Raw genomic sequence first — 16872 nt, 5'->3', positions numbered from 1 at the left:
GACACTTCAATCCCGATTGATTGTTGATGGTCCGTCCGGGCCGGTGAACAGCGGTCCGCCGGACTTTGCCAGCTGATCGCCGTCGAGTACGATGATGCCCGTCGTGGTAAGGCCGCGCGTGCAGCCGGCCAGCGGCGCTGTGCTTTCGGGCGGCGTCAGCCGGCCAGTCTGCACGGACGTGGCTTGCACTACTTCATCGGCAAGCAGCGCAAAGCGAAAGATGTCTGTCCCACAGACGATGGCACGCGTGTGCTCCGTTATCGGCTTCTGGGCTTGGCCGGTCGCCTGGCTCAGGCTGAAGGCGCTGACGATCCCTCCGCGCAGGGTGAATATGCCGGCGAAGGGTGGCTTGGCGCCTGGAACCTGGATAAGCGGACCGACCTTGGTGACCTGCGCGACGAAGGCCAGGTCGAGGCCGTACAATTCGGCGCCGGCACGGAAGACGAGGATTTCATAGGTCGTGTCGTGGTCGGCCACAGCCGCCGACGCGGCAAGCCGGCGGGCGCGCTGCTCCATGATCCGGACTGCGATCAGATCGAAACCGGAAGGCGCCAAAGCTGTGCGGTCAGCGCTCATGGCGAGCCGGTATCCTGGTTATTGCTGGCGCTAGCATCGGATTACACGGTCCTTTCTGCCTGCAGATGAAGGCGTGCCGCCTCCCGCAGCATGGCGGCGGTCTCGCCGTTTGCGAACCGGATCTTTTCATCCGGCGGCAGTGCGACGCACAGCGCCTCGGCTTTGCGGTAGGAGCGCCGGGCTGCCTCCTTCTGACCGCTGCGGGCCAGTGCGGTGGCCAGAATGAAATGTCCCATGATGAGAGACCCATCCAGATAGACGACCCGTCGTGCGGTTGCGCAGGCGGCCTCGAAGCGCCGTGCGCTCAGCAGTGCCAGCGCGTGGAGATACTGGATCTCGACGTCCAGCGGATGCGCTTTTGCGGCGGCTTCTGCCATTGCGGCAAATTCCTGTCTTCCGGCGTCGGCTGCCTCGCGGACCAGCCGTGCCGTACGTGCTGCTTCGCTCTCCGCTTCTTGCGCCGGCTCGCGGGCAGAGCTTTGTGTCGATATCCACTCAGGTCCCTGGCTCGGATCCGGTTTCTTGGCGCGTGTTGCAGGGCTGGGCGGATGGGGAATCTGCGACCTGCTCCCCCTCAGCCTGGCGGTCGGAAACCTCGCCGCCGCATTGCGCGCGGGCGGTGCTTGCAGAACGGCGCTCGGGACATTGGCCATCCGGGGTACAGCGGGCGTCGTTTGCGGCGGCCGGCGGTAGAAAAGCCCGTTGCCGGTCGAGACAACCTCGAACGGGGCGAAATCCCACAACGGCGGATCGGAGGGGCCGACGATGAGCCAACCGCCCGGCGCGAGGGCGTCGAAGAGGATGCCGGCCAGGCGACGGATCGCTGCCGGATCGAAATAGATCATGACATTGCGGCACAGGATGAGGTTCATGTCCCTGCCGGTCGTGCCGGCAGCTATACTGGCTGGATCGGCGGCGAGATTGCCATAGCGGAAGGACACGCGGCCGCGGATCTGCTCGTCCAGGACAAAGTGGGCACCGGATTGGCGAAAATACCGCTTTGCGGCGCCGCTGGCCTCGCTGCGGAACGACCAGTCGCCGTAACGGCCGCGCTTCGCTTTTTGCAGCGAGGCCCGACAGATATCGGTAGCAAGGATGCGAGACCGGTCGCCGATGCCGAGCTCGTCGAAGAGGATGGCGAGCGAATAGGCCTCTTCCCCCGTAGCGCAGCCGGCGCTCCAGGTCTGGAAGGCAGCGTCCGCCGGATGAGTGGCCAGGAATTCCGGTATCACCCGCTGGCGTATCAGGTCGAAATGATGCGGATCGCGGAAGAAGTAGGTTTCCGCGACCGTCAGTTCTGAAACGATGCTGTCCAGAACCTGATGGCCGGCGAGCAGGGCATCTTTTAAGTATGCCATGCTCGGGATGCTGTTGGCACGCATAACGCGGCGTATTCTGGCTTCCAGATCGCCATGTCGGCTGGCGGGGACCGTCCCGCCGCTGAAGCTTGAGAACCATTCCAGCACCTCGGCGCACTGCAATGCGGCTTTGGCGCTCATGATGCCGCCATCCCAAATTCCGCCAGCGCTGCCAGTTCGGCTTCGCGCAGAAAAAGTTCGGGATCGTGAATGAAGATGATGTCGCCATCGACTTGTGCCACGCCGCTGATGTAGCGGCTTCCCGCGACAATGGCCGCGACGTCGGTGACGGAGCGAGCGGACAGCTCGACAACAGAGTTCGCCCGGTCAACGTGCAGGGCAAGTTTGCGGCCTGAGATCCTGACAACGATCAGATGATCGGACAGCGCAGGGGGGGTGGGAGGCAGCCCGAAGCGGGCGCGAATATTAAGAACCGGCAGGGCTGAACCGCGCAGGTTGACGATGCCCTCAACGATCGCAGGAACCTGCGGAATCTGTCGCGCCGGCACGAATGGCAGCACTTCCTCGACGAAGTTGATGCCGATTGCGAATTGCTGCTGGTCCAGCTCAAAAATCAGACTTGGCATCCCCCTGCCTCATCTGGCCTCCACCCCTTGTTTCAGAACTGGATTTGCGAACGCAGATACGCCTGCTTCAGGCGGCAACTATGTGAATAATAACGCCTTCCAGATCTTGGCCTGCTAGTTCTGATGCTGCAGGGTCATCTGTCAAATCCGTTCTCCCATCAGGTTTTTGATCGTTTCAATCAGTTGCTTGGGCAGGAACGGCTTGGCCATAACCGTGTCCGCACCGAAGCTTTTGGCAAATTCCAGCATGTCCATATTGCGCGTGCGGCCGCCTCCAGATATGGCGATGATCCGCACATCCTTGGCCTGCTTGCGAATACGCATGATCATTTCCAGGCCGTCGGTTTCTGGCATCAGCACGTCGGTGACGATCACGTCAAAAGCTTCGGTTGCCAACAACTTCAGGGCCGCGTCTCCGTTGGGCGCCAGGGCAACAGTATATCCAGCCGCATGCAACGCGGTTTTCAGCGTTTCGCGCAGCAATGGTTCATCATCGACCAGAAGAATACGCGCCATGTGGTTGCTCCCGGCTCGCTCGAAGGCCTGAAAGTCTTCCCGGGTCCCATGTGTCAGGTCGTCTCACTGGTTCCCCCCTCAATCTCCTGTATACATTGGAAGAGTGACGGGCCGCAATCGAAGATAGATCGTTGCGAGTCATTTGCTCACTTACAAGCCTGCAATGCGGCACTGCGGTAACACTCTGAGTCGTCTCAGATCTTGGATCAGTCGCCGTCTCCGTACCGCCAGCTTGCACCACGACGAAGAGCACAATCCCCAATAGCATTTTCGAATTGTTCGAACGCTTTCTCAAAATGCGAAAGGCAGAGCTGCCGCCGGTATGAGATGCTCAAGAACTGGGACGGGATATCTGATCCAGTCTATGTCCCACCATTTCCTCGCAGATCGCAGGAAAGTCCTTCCGGATATCCTTCTTGCATCCTGCCGCTTCGGGTCGGACCTCCCCCGGTACCCCAACGGTGCACCTCCCCGATCGAAGAAGATCGTAAGAGATCGTAAAAGATCGTAGAGAAGCGCAATTGGCGATCGCGTCATCTTTCGGCATGGCTATGTCCAACCTGAAAGGCCTTCCGCTTGTGGGACAGCGCCATGCCATCGATTGCCAGGGTCATCATCCGCCCCGTCGCCGTCTTCGGAACCATCCTCGCCGGTCTGTGGCTTGCCACGCAATGGACCGCCGCCATGCTGGACTACCAGCGCCAGCTAGGGGCGCCGATGATTTCGCTGCTTGGATGGCCGGTCTATCATCCCTGGCGCCTCTTCGAATGGTGGTATGCCTTCGAGTCCCATGCGCCCGACGTCTTTGCCATCGGCGGCGTAATCGCAACCTTCGGCGGCTTCATGGCGGCTCCGGTTGCCTGGCTCTTCAGCCCGCAGCGCAACCGTGAGGGCCGCCAGGCCACGACCTTCGGCTCGGCGCGCTGGGCGAGTGCAGACGAGATCGACAAGGCCGGATTGCACGGCGATGCCGGTGTCATGCTGGGGCAATTCGGTCCTCGCTATTTGCGCCATGCCGGTCCAGCCCATGTGCTGGCCTTGGCGCCGACCCGCAGCGGCAAGGGTGTGGGATTGGTCATCCCAACGCTACTGTCCTGGACGGGCTCGGTCATTGTCATCGACATCAAGCAGGAGAACTGGGCGCTGACCGCAGGCTGGCGCAGCAGCTTTTCGCATTGTCTGTATTTCAACCCGACCGAGGCGCACAGCATCCGCTACAACCCGCTTCTGGAGGTGCGCAAGGGAGCACATGAGGTTCGCGACGCCCAGAACATTGCCGATATCCTGGTTGATCCCGAAGGCACGCAGAAGACGCTCAATCACTGGGACAGGACCAGCCACGAATTGCTGGTCGGCGCCATCCTGCATGTGCTTTATGCCGAAGCCGACAAAAGCCTGAACCGTGTCGTCGGCCTGCTTTCTGATCCGGCGCGTCCCTTCGAGCAGACGCTGCGGGCCATGATGGCGACCAATCACCTGGGCAGCATTGATGCGCCGCAGCCGCATCCAGTCGTCGCTGCAATCGCCCGCAGCCTGCTGGACAAGTCCGACAATGAACGCTCTGGCGTGCATTCAACGGCTCTGTCCTATTTGTCGCTCTACCGCGATCCAATGATCGCAAGGGCAACGAGCACTTGCGATTTCAGGATATCTGACCTGATCGACGCCGCCCATCCGGTCTCGCTTTACCTGACGATCCCGCCATCGGATTTGTCACGCACGCGCTCGCTGATCAGGCTTTTGCTCAACCAGATCGCCCGCCGGCTGACCGAGGGGGCCGCTTCGCCGCCAAAGGAAGGCGCGGCCATCCATATCGCCGGGCGGCAGAGCCGGACGGCAAGAAGGCAGCGCCATGACGTGCTGCTGATGCTTGATGAGTTTCCCGCACTCGGCCGCCTGGATTTTTTCCATAGCGCACTTGCCTTCATGGCCGGCTATGGCATCCGCGCCTTCATCGTTGCGCAGTCGCTCAACCAGATCGATGCCCTCTACGGGCCGCATAATGCGATTGTTGAAAACTGCGACATCCGAATCTCGTTTGCCTGCAATGACGACCATACCGCAAAGCGGCTATCGGAGAGCCTGGGCACGGCAACCGAACGGCAGCTGCGCCACAATTATGCCGGCCGGCGTATGGCGCTATGGTTGCCGCATGTCTCGATCAGCGAGCAGGACAGTGCCAGGCCGCTTTTAACGCCCGACGAAATCCGTCGGCTGCCGAAATCGGACGCATTGATCCTTGTTTCCGGAATGGCGCCGATCCGGGCGAGGAAGCTGCGCTACTATCGTGACGGCCGTTTCTTGGCACGCCTCCTGCCGCCGCCGGCGCCCACGACATGCGACCTGCCGGCATCCCGTCAGCCGGGCCATGACTGGAGCGATCAGCAGCGCTCCGTCGATTCCCGCATTGCATCGAGCTGCATCGATTTGCCGCAGAAAAGGCCGGACGAGGCCTCGGATGCAGTCATGATGCCGCTGTTCCAATGGCCTGCCTGCTCTGATGTTCAGCCGGCCGACGACATGATCATGCTGGCCGATGATCTGATCCTGACCGGTGCCTCTGTGTCATCGAGCAAGAGAGCGCAGCCGGATACCGCTGCAGAGGCAGCCAGCATCCCGGACGGGTTGGCCGACCCTGATCAGGAGAAACGTCGCTATCCGGTTGCCGGCCAGCCGAGAAGCGCGCCGTTGCAAAACGCCAGCCCGGACAGCCGGCGAGATAAAGCAGCAAATGGGGAATCTGAACGCGCAACCAGCATGGCGGTGCAGGGAGCAGATGCATCAGGCCCGGATCCAGGTACCTCCCGCGCAGATCCATGATCCAGGCGCCTGAAGCAGGACGAAGAGGACGCTGCAGAACAGGACCACCCAAAGCAGGGAGCTGAGCATGAGCAAGACCGTTCGACACACCATCCATCTCAACGATGTCCTGAGCCGGCAGCTGGCTGCCCTGGCAGCCGGGCCGGGCGGCTCGAAATCCGCCGTCGTCGGCGAAGCCCTGCAGGCCTGGCTGTCACGTGAAGCAGGCATCGGGATCGATCCGCTGATCAAGGCACGGCTTGATCGGACAAGCCGCAGCCTGCATCGGCTTGAGCGCAACCTGCATATCCTTATCGAGACGCTCGCCCTGTTCATTCGCTATCAGCTTTCCGTTACGCCGCCGGTTGCGGAAGCTGAACAGCCGGCTGCCAGCGCGCTTGGCCAGCGCCGTTTCCAGTCCTTCATCGACCAGGTTGGTCGCAGGCTCGCCGCCGGGCGCCGGCTGAGCGATGACCTCGTGCAGTATTTGCCGCCGGAGGCATTCGTTGTTGCCGCCGAGCCGGAAGGGGCAAAGGACACGGCAAAAGAAGGCGCAGCAAGCGAGACTGCGCCTGGACTGGATGAGCCAGAACAGGACGCGACAGGCCAGGAAGTGTCAGGCCCGGGAATTTCAGGCCCAGAAATCTCAGGCCCGGAAAGCTCAGTTCCGGAAATTTCCGACCCGGAAACCTCCGGCCAGGACGTACGGAACCCGGAAGTCCCGGGACAGATCATTTCAGAGCAAGTGGAGCTGCCATCAGCGCCGGCTGGGGGAGGCGGCGCGTCGCTGCCCGGCATTGCCGCAATGGAGCAGGCAGCGGAGCAGCAGGCATCAAAGCGGCCAGCCGAGGCGGCAGGCAATGGTGTGGCGGAGGCAGCATCATGACGAACCTGTTTGCCGCCGAGAGCTCGCGCCGTCAGCATGGCATGCTGCATTCGGCGCTCGGGCCTGCAATCGGCCGCGCCCTGCAGGATCCCGCCGTCAGCGACATCATTGTCAATCCCGATGGCGCATTGCGCATCGAACGGCTTGGAAGCGGCATGGCTGCGACCGGGGTGGTGCTTTTGCCTGCGGAAGTCGACCGCATCATCCGGTTGGTCGCAAGCCAGGCCGGGATGGAGATCGGCCCCGACCGGCCGGTCTTGAGCGCAGAATTGCCGGCAGGTTTAAGCAACATCGCTGGCGCACGTATCGAGGCCTTGCTGCCGCCGGTCGCACCGGCACCCTGCTTTGCCATCCGCAAGCCCGCAGTTCGCCGCTACGGGCTTGCCGATTACGTGCGCGACGCCGCCATGACGCTCTCCGAGGCGGCCTATTTGAGCCGCGCCGTGCGTGAGCGGCGCAACATCCTTATCTGCGGCGGCACCGGCTCAGGCAAGACGACCCTGGCCAATGCCTTGCTCGCCGAAATAGCCGCGGACCAGGAACGGGTGGTGCTGATCGAGGATACAAGGGAGCTTGAGTGCCATTTTGCCGACATGGTGGCGCTCAGGGCCCGGCCGGGAGTGAGCAGCCTGCGCGATCTGGTGCGCTCCACGCTGCGGCTTCGTCCCGATCGCATCATCGTCGGCGAGGTGCGTGGTGCCGAGGCGCTCGACCTGCTCAAGGCCTGGAATACCGGCCATCCCGGGGGGATTGCGACCCTGCATGCCAATTCCGCGTCCGCAGCGCTTTTCCGGTTAGAGCAGCTGGTGCAGGAGGCCATCCCCCAGGTGCCGCGCAGCCTGATCGCGGAGGCCATCGATGTCATTGTCTTCCTCTCCGGCAACAGCCTTGGCCGCCGCGTTGAGACCATCGCCGCGCTGAATGGCCTGTCCGCCGACGGGCATTACCGGCTGGTGCGGATGGCAATCGAAACAAGCGCCAATCCCAGGAGCCTGCCATGCTGAGCGATGATTTCGGGCACACGGTGCAGCAAAAGACCCAGCAGCACGCGCGCCAGCACAGCCTGCGCAATCTGGGATTTCTTTTGCGGCTTGGCTGGGCAATGGCCGGCCTTGTGGTCGCCAAGGCAGGTCCGGCCCTTGCGGCTGGCTCGAACATGCCCTGGGAGACGCCGTTGCAGGCGATCCTGGATTCGATCGAGGGGCCGGTGGCGCGCATCATCGCGGTGATCATCATCATCATTACGGGCCTGTCTCTTGCCTTCGGCGATACGGCTGGCGGTTTCAGGCGGCTGATCCAGATCGTCTTCGGCCTGTCGATCGCTTTTGCAGCGACGAGCTTCTTCCTCACCTTCTTTTCCTTCGGCGGCGGAGCGCTGATTTCATGAGCATGTCCCGTTCCTCTGGTCCGGAAGGCTTCACCGTCGTGCTGCATCAGGCGCTGACGGCGCCGATCCTGCTGGCAGGTGCGCCGCGCAATCTCGCAATTCTCAACGGCACGCTGGCGGCGAGCCTGGGCCTTGGCCTGCGGCTGTGGCTGGCGGGGCTGCTGCTCTGGCTTGTCGGCCATAGCCTGGCGGTGCTGATCGCAAGGCGCGATGCGCAATTCGCGCCGGTGCTGGCCAGGCACCTGCACCAGCCGCCTTGGTTTGGCTGCTGAGGGAGAGGGCAGGGAGGGAGCAGATGATGCAGATCGCAGACTATCGCCGCAAAGGCCGGCTGCTGGCCGACTACCTGCCTTGGGCGGCTCTTGTTGCGCCGGGCATCGTGCTCAACAAGGATGGCAGCCTGCAGCGCAGCTTCCGGTTCCGCGGCCCTGATCTGGAAAGCGCAAGCGAGGCCGAACTTATCGCCGCCTGCGCACGTCTTAACAACATGCTGCGCCGCTTCGGCAATGGCTGGGCGCTGTTCTTCGAAGCTACGCGTCATCCAGCTCCAGGCTATCCGCAATCAAGCTTTTCCGATGCCGCCTCCTGGCTCGTCGATCAGGAACGCCAGGCGCGTTTTGCGGGCGAGGACGGTGCCCGCCACCATTTCGAGAGCAGTTGCTATCTCACGCTCTGCTGGCTGCCGCCGGTCGATGAGCTTGGACGGCTTGAGCAGCTTTTGCTGCTGCGGCCAAAGGCCAGGGAGTCTTTCGAGCTTCGTGAGCGGCTGGCCTTTTTCCGCCGCGAGACCGACCGTGCCTTCGATCTTCTGCAGCCGATCCTGGCCGAAATCGAACCGCTCGATGACGAGGCGACGCTGACCTATCTGCATGGCTGCATCTCAACACGCCGTCACAGGGTCAAGGCGCCATCCATTCCGGTCTATCTCGATGCGCTTCTGGTCGACACGCCACTGGTTGGCGGTCTCGAGCCGATGCTGGGGGAGCAGCATCTGCGCAGCCTGACCGTGCTCGGCTTTCCAGACCTTACCCGGCCTGGTCTTCTGGACGACCTCAACCAGCTGGCCATGCCTTATCGCTGGATGAGCCGCTTCATTCCGATGGACAAACCCGATGCCGAGCGCATGCTGAACCGGCTGCGGCGGCAATGGTTTGCCAGGCGCAAATCGATGCTGATGCTCTTGCGCGAGGTGCTCTACCAGCAGCCCGCCCCGCTGATCGATCCAGACGCCGACAACAAGGTCGCCGATGCCGATCTCGCCCTGCAGGAGCTTGGCGGGGATCATGTCACCTTCGGCTATCTGACCATCACGGTCACCATCAGCGATGCCAGCGCATCGGCTGCTGCCGACAAGCTGCGCATGGTCGAGAAGGTGATAAACGGCGCCGGTTTTGCCACCATCCGCGAGAGCGTCAATGCCGTCGAGGCCTGGCTCGGTTCGCTGCCCGGCCATCTCTATGCCAATATCCGCCAGCCGCTCATCCACAGCCTCAACCTTGCCCATCTGGTGCCGCTGTCCTGCATCTGGGCCGGGCCTGAACGCAACGACCATCTGGCCGGCCCACCGCTTCTGCTGGCCGAGACGCGCGGCGCCACGCCGTTTCGTTTGTCCACCCATATCGGTGATGTCGGCCATATGATGATCGTCGGCCCGACCGGTGCGGGCAAATCGGTGCTGCTGGCGCTGATCGCCCTGCAGTTTCGCCGCTATCCGGACAGCCGGATTGCCATCTTCGACAAAGGCGCTTCGGCAAGGCTTGCCGTGCTTGCGATGGGCGGATGCTTCCATGATTTCGCCGCCGCCTGGGCTGACGGCGGCGAGGCCGGGCCCGGCGCAGCGCTTCTGCAGCCGCTTTGCCATATCGATGAGCCGGCCGAACGCAGCTGGGCGGTGGACTGGGTTTTGCAGCTGCTGGCCCAGGAGGCGGTGGTCCTCACGCCCGAGGTCAAGGATGCCGTATGGTCGGCGCTGAACAGTCTCGCTTCGGCGCCAGAGGCTGAACGCACGCTGACGGGCCTTGTGGCGCTGCTGCCATCGCGCCATCTGCAGCTGGCGCTTAAGCCTTTCACGCTCGAGGGGCCCCACGGTGCTCTGCTTGATGGGGCACGCCAGCAGCTGGCACTTGCCGATGTGACCTGTTTCGAGATGGAGGCGCTGATGCGCCAGCCGCAGGTCATACTGCCGGTGCTGACCTACCTGTTCCATCTTCTGGAAAAGCGCTTTGACGGATGTCCCGGGCTGCTGGTCCTGGACGAGGCATGGCTTTTTCTGGACCATCCGCTCTTTGCCGCCCGCCTGCGCGACTGGCTGAAGACACTGCGCAAGAAGAATGTGGCCGTGATCTTCGCCACGCAGTCTCTGGCTGACATCGCCGCCAGCAGCATTGCCGCAACCATCATCGAATCCTGCCCGCAGCGCATTTTCCTACCCAATGACCGGGCGCATGAGCCGCAGCTGCGTGCCATTTATGAGGGCTTCGGGCTGAATGCGCGCCAGATCGGCCTGATCGCCACGGCCTCCTCGAAGCGGGATTACTATCTGCAATCGCGCCGCGGCAATCGCCTGTTCGAACTCGGGCTGGGGCCGATTGCACTCAGTCTCTGCGCTGCCGCAAGCCCCAGGGCCCAGCGCCTGATCGATGAGCTTCTCATCCGGCATGGCCGGCAGGGGTTGCTGAAAGCCTGGCTGCGCAAAAGCGGGCTGTCCTGGGCGGCCGAGCTTGCGGAGCAATACGAAAGAGAGCTTTCAGCTGCAGCCAGTGATGCAGGGCAGAGGGTTTTTAAGGAGGATTGGTCATGAAACTGCGTCATTGCCTTGTCCGTCTCATGATCGCTGCCGCTCTGTCGTGTTGCCTTGGCGGCCAGACCGCACGGGCGCTTACCGTTTTCGATCCGTCGAACTATGCGCAGAATCTTTTGCAGGCCGCCCGTGCGCTCGTTCAGATCGACAATCAGGTTCAAAGCCTGCAGCACGAGGTCACCATGCTGCAGAACATGGCGCGCGATCTTGCTCCGCAGCCGCATTCGGTTCTGCCTGAGCTTGCCCTGGCGCTGAGGCGCATTGAGGCGCTCATCGACGATGCCGAGGGCATCGCGCTGTCGATGGCCGAGACGGAGCGGGCTTTAGCGGAAGTCTATCCGCAAGCCTATGCCGATTCGATCAGCGGGAATACCCTGCTGCGCGATGCTCGTCAGCGCTGGATCTATGCCATGGAGGGCTTTGCTCACAGCTTAAGGCTGCAGGCGGAGCTCGCCCAGACCCTGGCCGGTGACGAGGCGCTGATTGCTGAACTGGTCGATCTGTCCCAGGCAGCTGCAGGCAATCTTCAGGCAAGCCAGGCCACCAACCAGCTTTTGGCGCTGCAGGCCAAACAGCAGGCGCAGTTCCAGGCGATGGCGGCAGCACAATACCGCGCCCAGAGCCTTGAGCAGGCCCGTCAGGCCATGGCCCAGGAACAGGCACGCGCGCAGTTTGCCCGCTTCATCGCGCGCCGGCCCGCACGGCCTTGAAGGTGGCCTCCATAGGGGCTTGGCGGCATGAGCGATCTTGGCATCATCGACCGCTTTCTTGCGGTCTTTATCGCCTATATCGAAAGCGGCTTCGGGCTGCTGGATGGCGAGGTCGCCTATCTGACCGGCAGCCTCATCATCATCGACATCACGCTTGCCGGCCTGTTCTGGGCGCTGGGCCAGGACAGCGACATCATCGCACAGCTCATCCGCAAGACCCTTTATGTCGGCTTCTTCGCACTGCTGCTCAACAACTGGAGCCTTCTGACCACAATTGTGTTTGAGAGTTTTGCCGGGCTTGGGCTGCAGGCCTCCGCTAGCGGGCTTGATGCTGATGATCTCTTCCGCCCGGGTTTTGTCGCCTGGACCGGCTTTCAGGCGGCGCTGCCGCTGCTTGAGCAGGCCGGCAGCCTGATCGGCTTCACCAGCTTCTTCGACAACATCGTCACCGTGCTGGTCCTGCTGCTTGCCTGGTTCGTGGTGGTGCTTGGCTTCTTTTTGCTCGCTGTGCAGCTGTTCATCACCGTGCTGGAATTCAAGCTGACGAGCCTTGCGGGCTTCGTGCTGGTGCCTTTCGCGCTGTGGGGGCGCACGGCCTTTCTGGCCGAGCGGGTGCTCGGCAATGTCATCGGGGCAGGGGTCAAGATGATGGTGCTTGCCGTCATTCTCGGCATCGGCACCACCCTGTTTGGAGATTTTGCGGCCGCTCTGTCAGCCGGCGAGGCAGATCTCGTCCAGGCCATGTCGCTCATGCTGGGAGCGCTTGCCCTGTTCGGGCTTGGCATTTTCGGGCCGGCCGTTGCGGCCGGGCTGACGGCCGGCGCCCCGCAGCTTGGCGCCGGTGCCGCGCTGGGCAGCGTCGGTGCAGCTGTCGCGGCAAGCCTTGCTGCCGCAGGCCTTGGCACGCAGCTGGCAAGGCGGACGACCAATGCCGGGATGACTGCCACGCGCGCAGCAGCCGCGCTGGGGGCCGGAACCGCGGCCGCTTATGCAGCCGGCCGTGACGGTGCGAAGGCTTCGGGGGACGGCACAGATCCTGGAAGTGCGGTGCGGGCAGGCCTGAAAGGTATTGCCCAGACCGCCGGGCGCGTCATGACACAGGGCCTGCGCGACAACATCGCCGCCGGCATGCAGGCCGGCCGCCGCGCCGCACAGCGGGCGCCCTCGCCAGGCAGTATGCCAGCAGCTGGCGGATCGTCCGCCATGCCGGCCTGGGCGGCACGGCTGCAGGAGGAGCAGCGCCGGCGCGGCCGCCTGCTGCTGGCAAGCCAGGCAATCCGGGACGGGGACCGCCCGGCTTCGCCGGCCACTCCGGATCTGAGCGAAGGCGATGGCAGGGGGCGGCGATGATGTTCAAGCGCGCCCAAAGCCGTTATGGCGACAGCCCCCAGCCTGTTACGCCTTACCAGAAGGCGGCAGCTATCTGGGATGAGCGGCTCGGCTCGGCCCGGGTACAGGCGCGCAGCTGGCGACTGGTTGCTTTTGGCTGCCTTGCGCTCAGTCTCTGCCTTGCCGGCGGCCTCGTATGGCTCGCTGTCCGGGGCCAGGTGGTCCCTTACGTTGTCGAGGTCGACCGCTTCGGCACAGTCCAGGCTATCGGCCCGGTCGAGGCTAAGTATCGGCCGAGCGATGCCCAGATCGCCCATCATTTGGCCCGCTTCATTCGCAATGTGCGGGGCTTGTCGATCGATCCCGTGGTCGTGCGACAGGCCTGGCTTGAGGCCTATGACTATGTCAGCGACCAGGGGGCGCGCATGCTTAATGCCTACGCCACCGCCCATGATCCGTTCCGTTCGATCGGCGAGCGCTCGGTTTCAGTCGACGTCATCAGCATCGTGCGGGCCTCGGCGGACAGTTTCCAGGTGCAATGGCGCGAGGAGACCTGGCGCCAGGGCAGCCGGCTGAGCGCTGAACGCTGGACTGCCATGCTCACCATTCGGATCGAACCGCCGCGCGATGCCGAGCGGCTGCGCAAGAACCCGCTCGGCATCTATGTCCATGGCCTGGACTGGACGCGGCAACTGGACCGGGGAGAAAGCCCATGAGCAAGGATTTGCCATCTCCGCTGTCGGCGCCGCAGCAGCAGGCGTTCCGCCCTTTATGCCGGCCCACCCCTTTCTGGCCTTCTGGCTCGAGCAAAGCGGTCCTCAATCTGCTTATCCTTGCCCTGGCAGTCATGCCGCTTGCCGCCTGTAAAAGCCTGCAGCCTCCTCCTGCCATCGTCTACGACAGCGATGATCCTGCTGACGAAACGCCGCTGCTTTCGGCTGAGCCGCCAGCGCCGGTTGAGATCGTCACCATACCGGAACCCCTGCCGCTGCCCGGCCAGTTGAAGCCGCTGGCCTCAACACCGGCCGATTCGCGAAAATCGCCTGGCCAGATCGCACGAGCCCGCCAAAGCAGCCTGGTCGAGCAGATCACGGCGGCGCAGCGCGGTGCGCGGTACGAGCCTGCCGTTGATGGCTATGTCAACGCCATTCAGGTCTACCCTTATACGGAAGGAGCGCTTTATCGGCTTTACGCCAAGCCGGAGCAGGTCAGCGACATCGCGCTCGAGCCGGGAGAGAAACTGATTGCCGTCTCCGCCGGCGATACCCTGCGCTGGGTGCTGGGCGATACCACAAGCGGCAGCGGCCTGAGCGAGCAGGTGCATATCCTGATCAAGCCCATCGCTGCCGGTCTGAGCACCAATCTTGTGATCACCACCGACCGCCGCACCTATCATCTGGAGCTGGAAAGCCGCGAGGACGTCTATATGGCCGCGCTGTCCTGGCGCTATCCGCAGGACGAACTCCTGCTGCTCAGGCGGCGCAACCAGGCAGCCCTGCAGATGCAGGCCGTGGACCAGGGGCTCGATCTGCAGCGACTGCGATTTCGCTATGCGATCAGCGGCGACACACCACCCTGGCGCCCTTTGCGGGCCTTCGATGACGGCCGCAAGGTCTATATCGAGTTCCCGCGCCGCATAGACCAGGGAGAGGCGCCGCCGCTCTTTCTGATCGCTCCAAACGGCGAGGCGGCGCTGACCAACTACCGCATGCGGGGGCATTACTACATCGTCGATCGCTTGTTTGCCGCTGCAGAACTGCGTCTGGGCGAGGCGCCCCAGCAGATCGTCCGCATCAGCCGCACCGATCAGCCAGCCACTGTCGGGGAGAATGGCGGTGGCTAAGGATCCATTGACCACGGATGCGGCGGCCGGGAATGCACCGACTGGGGATGCTCCCGCCAGGGATACATCGACCGGGGGCGCAGCAGCCCAGAATGCAGCGACCGGGGATGCGATGGGAGATGAACGCTCCGATCCTGCCATCAAGCCCGATGAGAAGGTATCGATCGATGAGAAGGTCTCGATCGAAAAGGTCGAACTCAAAGGTCGGCCGCAACCGGTTGTCAGGCTGAACCGCCTTCTGATTGTCCTTGCGGCCGCCTTGCTTCTGGCAGCTGTCTTCGGGGCGACATTTGCGGCTCTGCGAGTGCCAAGACATGAGGGGGAGCGACGCGAACTTCTGCAGCTCAGCGGCCAGAGGCCGGTCGCCGACAGTCTTTCCAATCTGCCGTCGAACTACGGCGAAATGCGCCCCCCGGCACCGCCGCCAAATCCACCGCTGTCAAATCCACCGCCGCCGCGTCCCAGCCATTCCCAGCCGGAAAGGGCCGTTGAGCGCTCAGGAATCGATACCGAGGTGAAGGCGGCCGAGGCCGAACGCCAGCGGCTGGCACGCCTTGCACAGCAGGCGCGTGAAGCGGGCGTCTTTTTCCGCGTCAAAGCAAATGGCGCGCAAATACCGGGACCGGTTACTGCGGCAAGCCATCCTAGGCAAGCTGCTCCGTCCGCTGCCGCTCAGGAGCCGGAGGGGGGTAACCGGTCACAGCTGACGGCCCTGCCGCTTGATCTGGAAAACGACCAGAATCATCAGCGGCGCAAGCTCGATTTCATGCAGGCAAGAAGCGATGCCAGCACGCTTAATCCGCACGCCCTGCAGGACTTGCTTTCACCCTATCAGCTCCTGGCGGGCAGCGTGATTTCTGCAAGCCTTGTAAGCGGCATCAACTCCGATCTGCCGGGGCTTGTGAAGGCACAGGTCACCGAACCGGTCTATGACACGGTCAGCGGCCGTCACCTTCTGATCCCGCAGGGCAGCCAGCTGATCGGCCGCTATGACAGCGTTATTGCCTATGGCCAGAGCCGCGCACTTATCGTCTGGCAGCGCATCATCATGCCGGATGGGACGAGCATTGTTGTCGATAACCTGCCGGCAAGCGATTCCAGTGGCTATGCCGGACTTGCGGATGCGGTCGATTACCACACCTGGCGGCTCATCGGCGGTGTGGCTTTATCCACGCTGCTTGGGGTTGGCACTGAACTGACCTTCGGAGACGAGGAGAGCGAACTGGTGCGGGCGATCCGCGAATCCGCGCAGCAGAATACGAACCGTGCTGGTCAGCGCATCACGGAGCGTAATCTCAACATCCATCCAACCATCACCATCCGGCCGGGCTGGCCGCTTACTGTGATTGTGCATAAGGACCTGCTGCTCCGTCCCTATCGGGGCTAACGCTTTGTCACGGCCTGATTGTGAACAGCCTAAACCTGTAAAGGCTGCTGGTTTTGTTCAAGCTCGGGCCGCCAATCGGGCCGATGTTGCAGATCGTATTCGGCAAGTCCTGCAAGCAGAGCTTCTGCTGGTGGCAGCTTTGTCCGTGCGACCTGGCGCTTGAGCCAGTCGGTATGGACCATGCGCAGCTCGACCGGGATGGCAGGCAGGCCGAGCAGCTGGGCAAGAGCAGTGCGATGTTGGCCATGGCGAAAGCGCAAAAGCTCGCCATCGGCACCAATGGCGATGCCAATATCGCGCTCACTGCGCCGCCGTGCTGCTGATTTCCAGGTTGTTTCGCCAGGAGCTGCTGCACGTGGCAGCAGGCCATGGCTGCGGACGCTGTCCAGCAGGTTGAGATAGGTCATGAAATACTGATCGATCAGTTCCGGGCTGCTGAGCGCCACCATGTTGCGCTTGACCGGGCGGCCCCGGTTGAGCAATCGCAACAGGCGCTTGTAGCTGGGCGAATTGCGGAAGTCCTCGCCAAAACGGATCAGGTCTGCCATCTCAGAATGCACCGGCAGGTCGGCCAATGGCATCAAGGCGCCGGACCAGTCGGCTCCATCGAGAAAGCTTGGTCTGCCCCCTGAAAAGTGGTCCTCCCTGAAGTAGGCTATTGAGCCGTAGGAGGACGTTGGAATGCCCCAGAAGA

At 63.0% G+C, this 16872-nt stretch carries 15 protein-coding genes and 1 pseudogene; 11 read left to right on the top strand and 5 right to left on the bottom strand.

The features are described from left to right. Window positions 1–6: 6 nt before the first annotated feature. The 4 genes from Q0603_RS03665 to Q0603_RS03650 all read right to left on the bottom strand — a co-directional run bounded on the left by Q0603_RS03665 (window position 7) and on the right by Q0603_RS03650 (window position 3037). Window positions 7–576 carry a chemotaxis protein CheW gene (locus Q0603_RS03665; protein ID WP_298722224.1) on the bottom strand — a complete coding sequence of 190 codons (570 nt, stop codon included), beginning with the start codon at window positions 574–576 and terminating at the stop codon, window positions 7–9. Window positions 577–617: 41 nt separating this feature from the next. Then, entirely contained in the window at window positions 618–2075 is a 1458-nt protein-coding gene (locus Q0603_RS03660; RefSeq protein WP_298722221.1) for a protein-glutamate O-methyltransferase CheR, read from the bottom strand. Beyond that, on the bottom strand, window positions 2072–2521 hold the full coding sequence (locus Q0603_RS03655) for a chemotaxis protein CheW (protein WP_298722218.1): 450 nt from the start codon (window positions 2519–2521) through the stop codon (window positions 2072–2074). Before Q0603_RS03655 ends, Q0603_RS03660 begins: the two co-directional genes overlap by 4 nt. Before the next feature lie 141 nt (window positions 2522–2662). Next, complete coding sequence (locus Q0603_RS03650; protein ID WP_298722215.1) at window positions 2663–3037, bottom strand: response regulator; 375 nt, start codon at window positions 3035–3037, stop codon at window positions 2663–2665. A 591-nt stretch (window positions 3038–3628) separates the two neighbouring features. On the opposite strand from Q0603_RS03650, the pseudogene traG reads away from it, so the two are divergent. From traG to Q0603_RS03595, 11 genes and pseudogenes are all read left to right on the top strand, one after another. Beyond that, a pseudogene (gene traG, locus Q0603_RS03645) lies at window positions 3629–5431 on the top strand (IncP-type conjugal transfer protein TraG); the annotation flags it as partial. Window positions 5432–5924: 493 nt separating this feature from the next. Beyond that, on the top strand, window positions 5925–6722 hold the full coding sequence (locus Q0603_RS03640) for a hypothetical protein (RefSeq protein WP_298722212.1): 798 nt from the start codon (window positions 5925–5927) through the stop codon (window positions 6720–6722). Continuing rightward, window positions 6719–7726: a P-type conjugative transfer ATPase TrbB gene (gene trbB, locus Q0603_RS03635; protein ID WP_298722209.1), complete on the top strand. Its 1008-nt coding sequence runs from the start codon at window positions 6719–6721 to the stop codon at window positions 7724–7726. The genes Q0603_RS03640 and trbB overlap by 4 nt, the downstream gene beginning before the upstream one ends. A 98-nt stretch (window positions 7727–7824) precedes the next feature. Next, window positions 7825–8109: a TrbC/VirB2 family protein gene (locus tag Q0603_RS03630; protein ID WP_298722488.1), complete on the top strand. Its 285-nt coding sequence runs from the start codon at window positions 7825–7827 to the stop codon at window positions 8107–8109. Window positions 8110–8111: 2 nt separating this feature from the next. Continuing rightward, on the top strand, window positions 8112–8381 hold the full coding sequence (locus Q0603_RS03625; RefSeq protein ID WP_298722485.1) for a VirB3 family type IV secretion system protein: 270 nt from the start codon (window positions 8112–8114) through the stop codon (window positions 8379–8381). Window positions 8382–8404: 23 nt separating this feature from the next. Then, complete coding sequence (gene trbE, locus Q0603_RS03620; RefSeq protein WP_298722206.1) at window positions 8405–10909, top strand: conjugal transfer protein TrbE; 2505 nt, start codon at window positions 8405–8407, stop codon at window positions 10907–10909. Continuing rightward, the gene (trbJ, locus tag Q0603_RS03615) at window positions 10906–11619 is read left to right on the top strand and encodes a P-type conjugative transfer protein TrbJ (protein WP_298722203.1); all 714 of its coding nucleotides are present in this window, start codon (window positions 10906–10908) and stop codon (window positions 11617–11619) included. Before trbE ends, trbJ begins: the two co-directional genes overlap by 4 nt. A gap of 27 nt (window positions 11620–11646) precedes the next feature. Next, a complete protein-coding gene (gene trbL / locus Q0603_RS03610; RefSeq protein ID WP_298722200.1) occupies window positions 11647–12969 on the top strand; it encodes a P-type conjugative transfer protein TrbL in 1323 nt (440 codons plus the stop codon). After that, a complete protein-coding gene (gene trbF / locus Q0603_RS03605; RefSeq protein ID WP_298722198.1) occupies window positions 12966–13664 on the top strand; it encodes a conjugal transfer protein TrbF in 699 nt (232 codons plus the stop codon). Before trbL ends, trbF begins: the two co-directional genes overlap by 4 nt. Before the next feature lie 131 nt (window positions 13665–13795). After that, on the top strand, window positions 13796–14791 hold the full coding sequence (gene trbG / locus Q0603_RS03600) for a P-type conjugative transfer protein TrbG (RefSeq protein ID WP_298722482.1): 996 nt from the start codon (window positions 13796–13798) through the stop codon (window positions 14789–14791). Window positions 14792–14798: 7 nt separating this feature from the next. Next, window positions 14799–16178, top strand: a complete 1380-nt coding sequence (locus Q0603_RS03595) for a TrbI/VirB10 family protein (protein ID WP_298722195.1) — start codon at window positions 14799–14801, stop codon at window positions 16176–16178. Window positions 16179–16207: 29 nt separating this feature from the next. On the opposite strand, the gene Q0603_RS03590 is transcribed toward Q0603_RS03595, so the two are convergent. Beyond that, window positions 16208–16753 (bottom strand): hypothetical protein, encoded by a 546-nt coding sequence (locus Q0603_RS03590; RefSeq protein WP_298722191.1) that lies wholly within the window; start codon window positions 16751–16753, stop codon window positions 16208–16210. Window positions 16754–16872 lie beyond the last annotated feature (119 nt).

The organism is uncultured Ferrovibrio sp., assembly GCF_937960835.1.
Classification (GTDB): Bacteria; Pseudomonadota; Alphaproteobacteria; order Ferrovibrionales; family Ferrovibrionaceae; genus Ferrovibrio.
The sequence above is the reverse complement of the archived record's forward strand: the minus strand, read 5'-3'. Positions and strand labels throughout refer to the sequence as shown.

Bases quoted from the DNA above. Each gene is read 5' to 3' on its own strand.
- Q0603_RS03665 (WP_298722224.1), bottom strand. From the start codon at position 576: ATGAGCGCTGACCGCACAGCTTTGGCGCCTTCCGGTTTCGATCTGATC.
- Q0603_RS03660 (WP_298722221.1), bottom strand. From the start codon at position 2,075: ATGAGCGCCAAAGCCGCATTGCAGTGCGCCGAGGTGCTGGAATGGTTC.
- Q0603_RS03655 (WP_298722218.1), bottom strand. From the start codon at position 2,521: ATGCCAAGTCTGATTTTTGAGCTGGACCAGCAGCAATTCGCAATCGGC.
- Q0603_RS03650 (WP_298722215.1), bottom strand. From the start codon at position 3,037: ATGGCGCGTATTCTTCTGGTCGATGATGAACCATTGCTGCGCGAAACG.
- Q0603_RS03640 (WP_298722212.1), top strand. From the start codon at position 5,925: ATGAGCAAGACCGTTCGACACACCATCCATCTCAACGATGTCCTGAGC.
- trbB (WP_298722209.1), top strand. From the start codon at position 6,719: ATGACGAACCTGTTTGCCGCCGAGAGCTCGCGCCGTCAGCATGGCATG.
- Q0603_RS03630 (WP_298722488.1), top strand. From the start codon at position 7,825: ATGGCCGGCCTTGTGGTCGCCAAGGCAGGTCCGGCCCTTGCGGCTGGC.
- Q0603_RS03625 (WP_298722485.1), top strand. From the start codon at position 8,112: ATGTCCCGTTCCTCTGGTCCGGAAGGCTTCACCGTCGTGCTGCATCAG.
- trbE (WP_298722206.1), top strand. From the start codon at position 8,405: ATGATGCAGATCGCAGACTATCGCCGCAAAGGCCGGCTGCTGGCCGAC.
- trbJ (WP_298722203.1), top strand. From the start codon at position 10,906: ATGAAACTGCGTCATTGCCTTGTCCGTCTCATGATCGCTGCCGCTCTG.
- trbL (WP_298722200.1), top strand. From the start codon at position 11,647: ATGAGCGATCTTGGCATCATCGACCGCTTTCTTGCGGTCTTTATCGCC.
- trbF (WP_298722198.1), top strand. From the start codon at position 12,966: ATGATGTTCAAGCGCGCCCAAAGCCGTTATGGCGACAGCCCCCAGCCT.
- trbG (WP_298722482.1), top strand. From the start codon at position 13,796: ATGCCGCTTGCCGCCTGTAAAAGCCTGCAGCCTCCTCCTGCCATCGTC.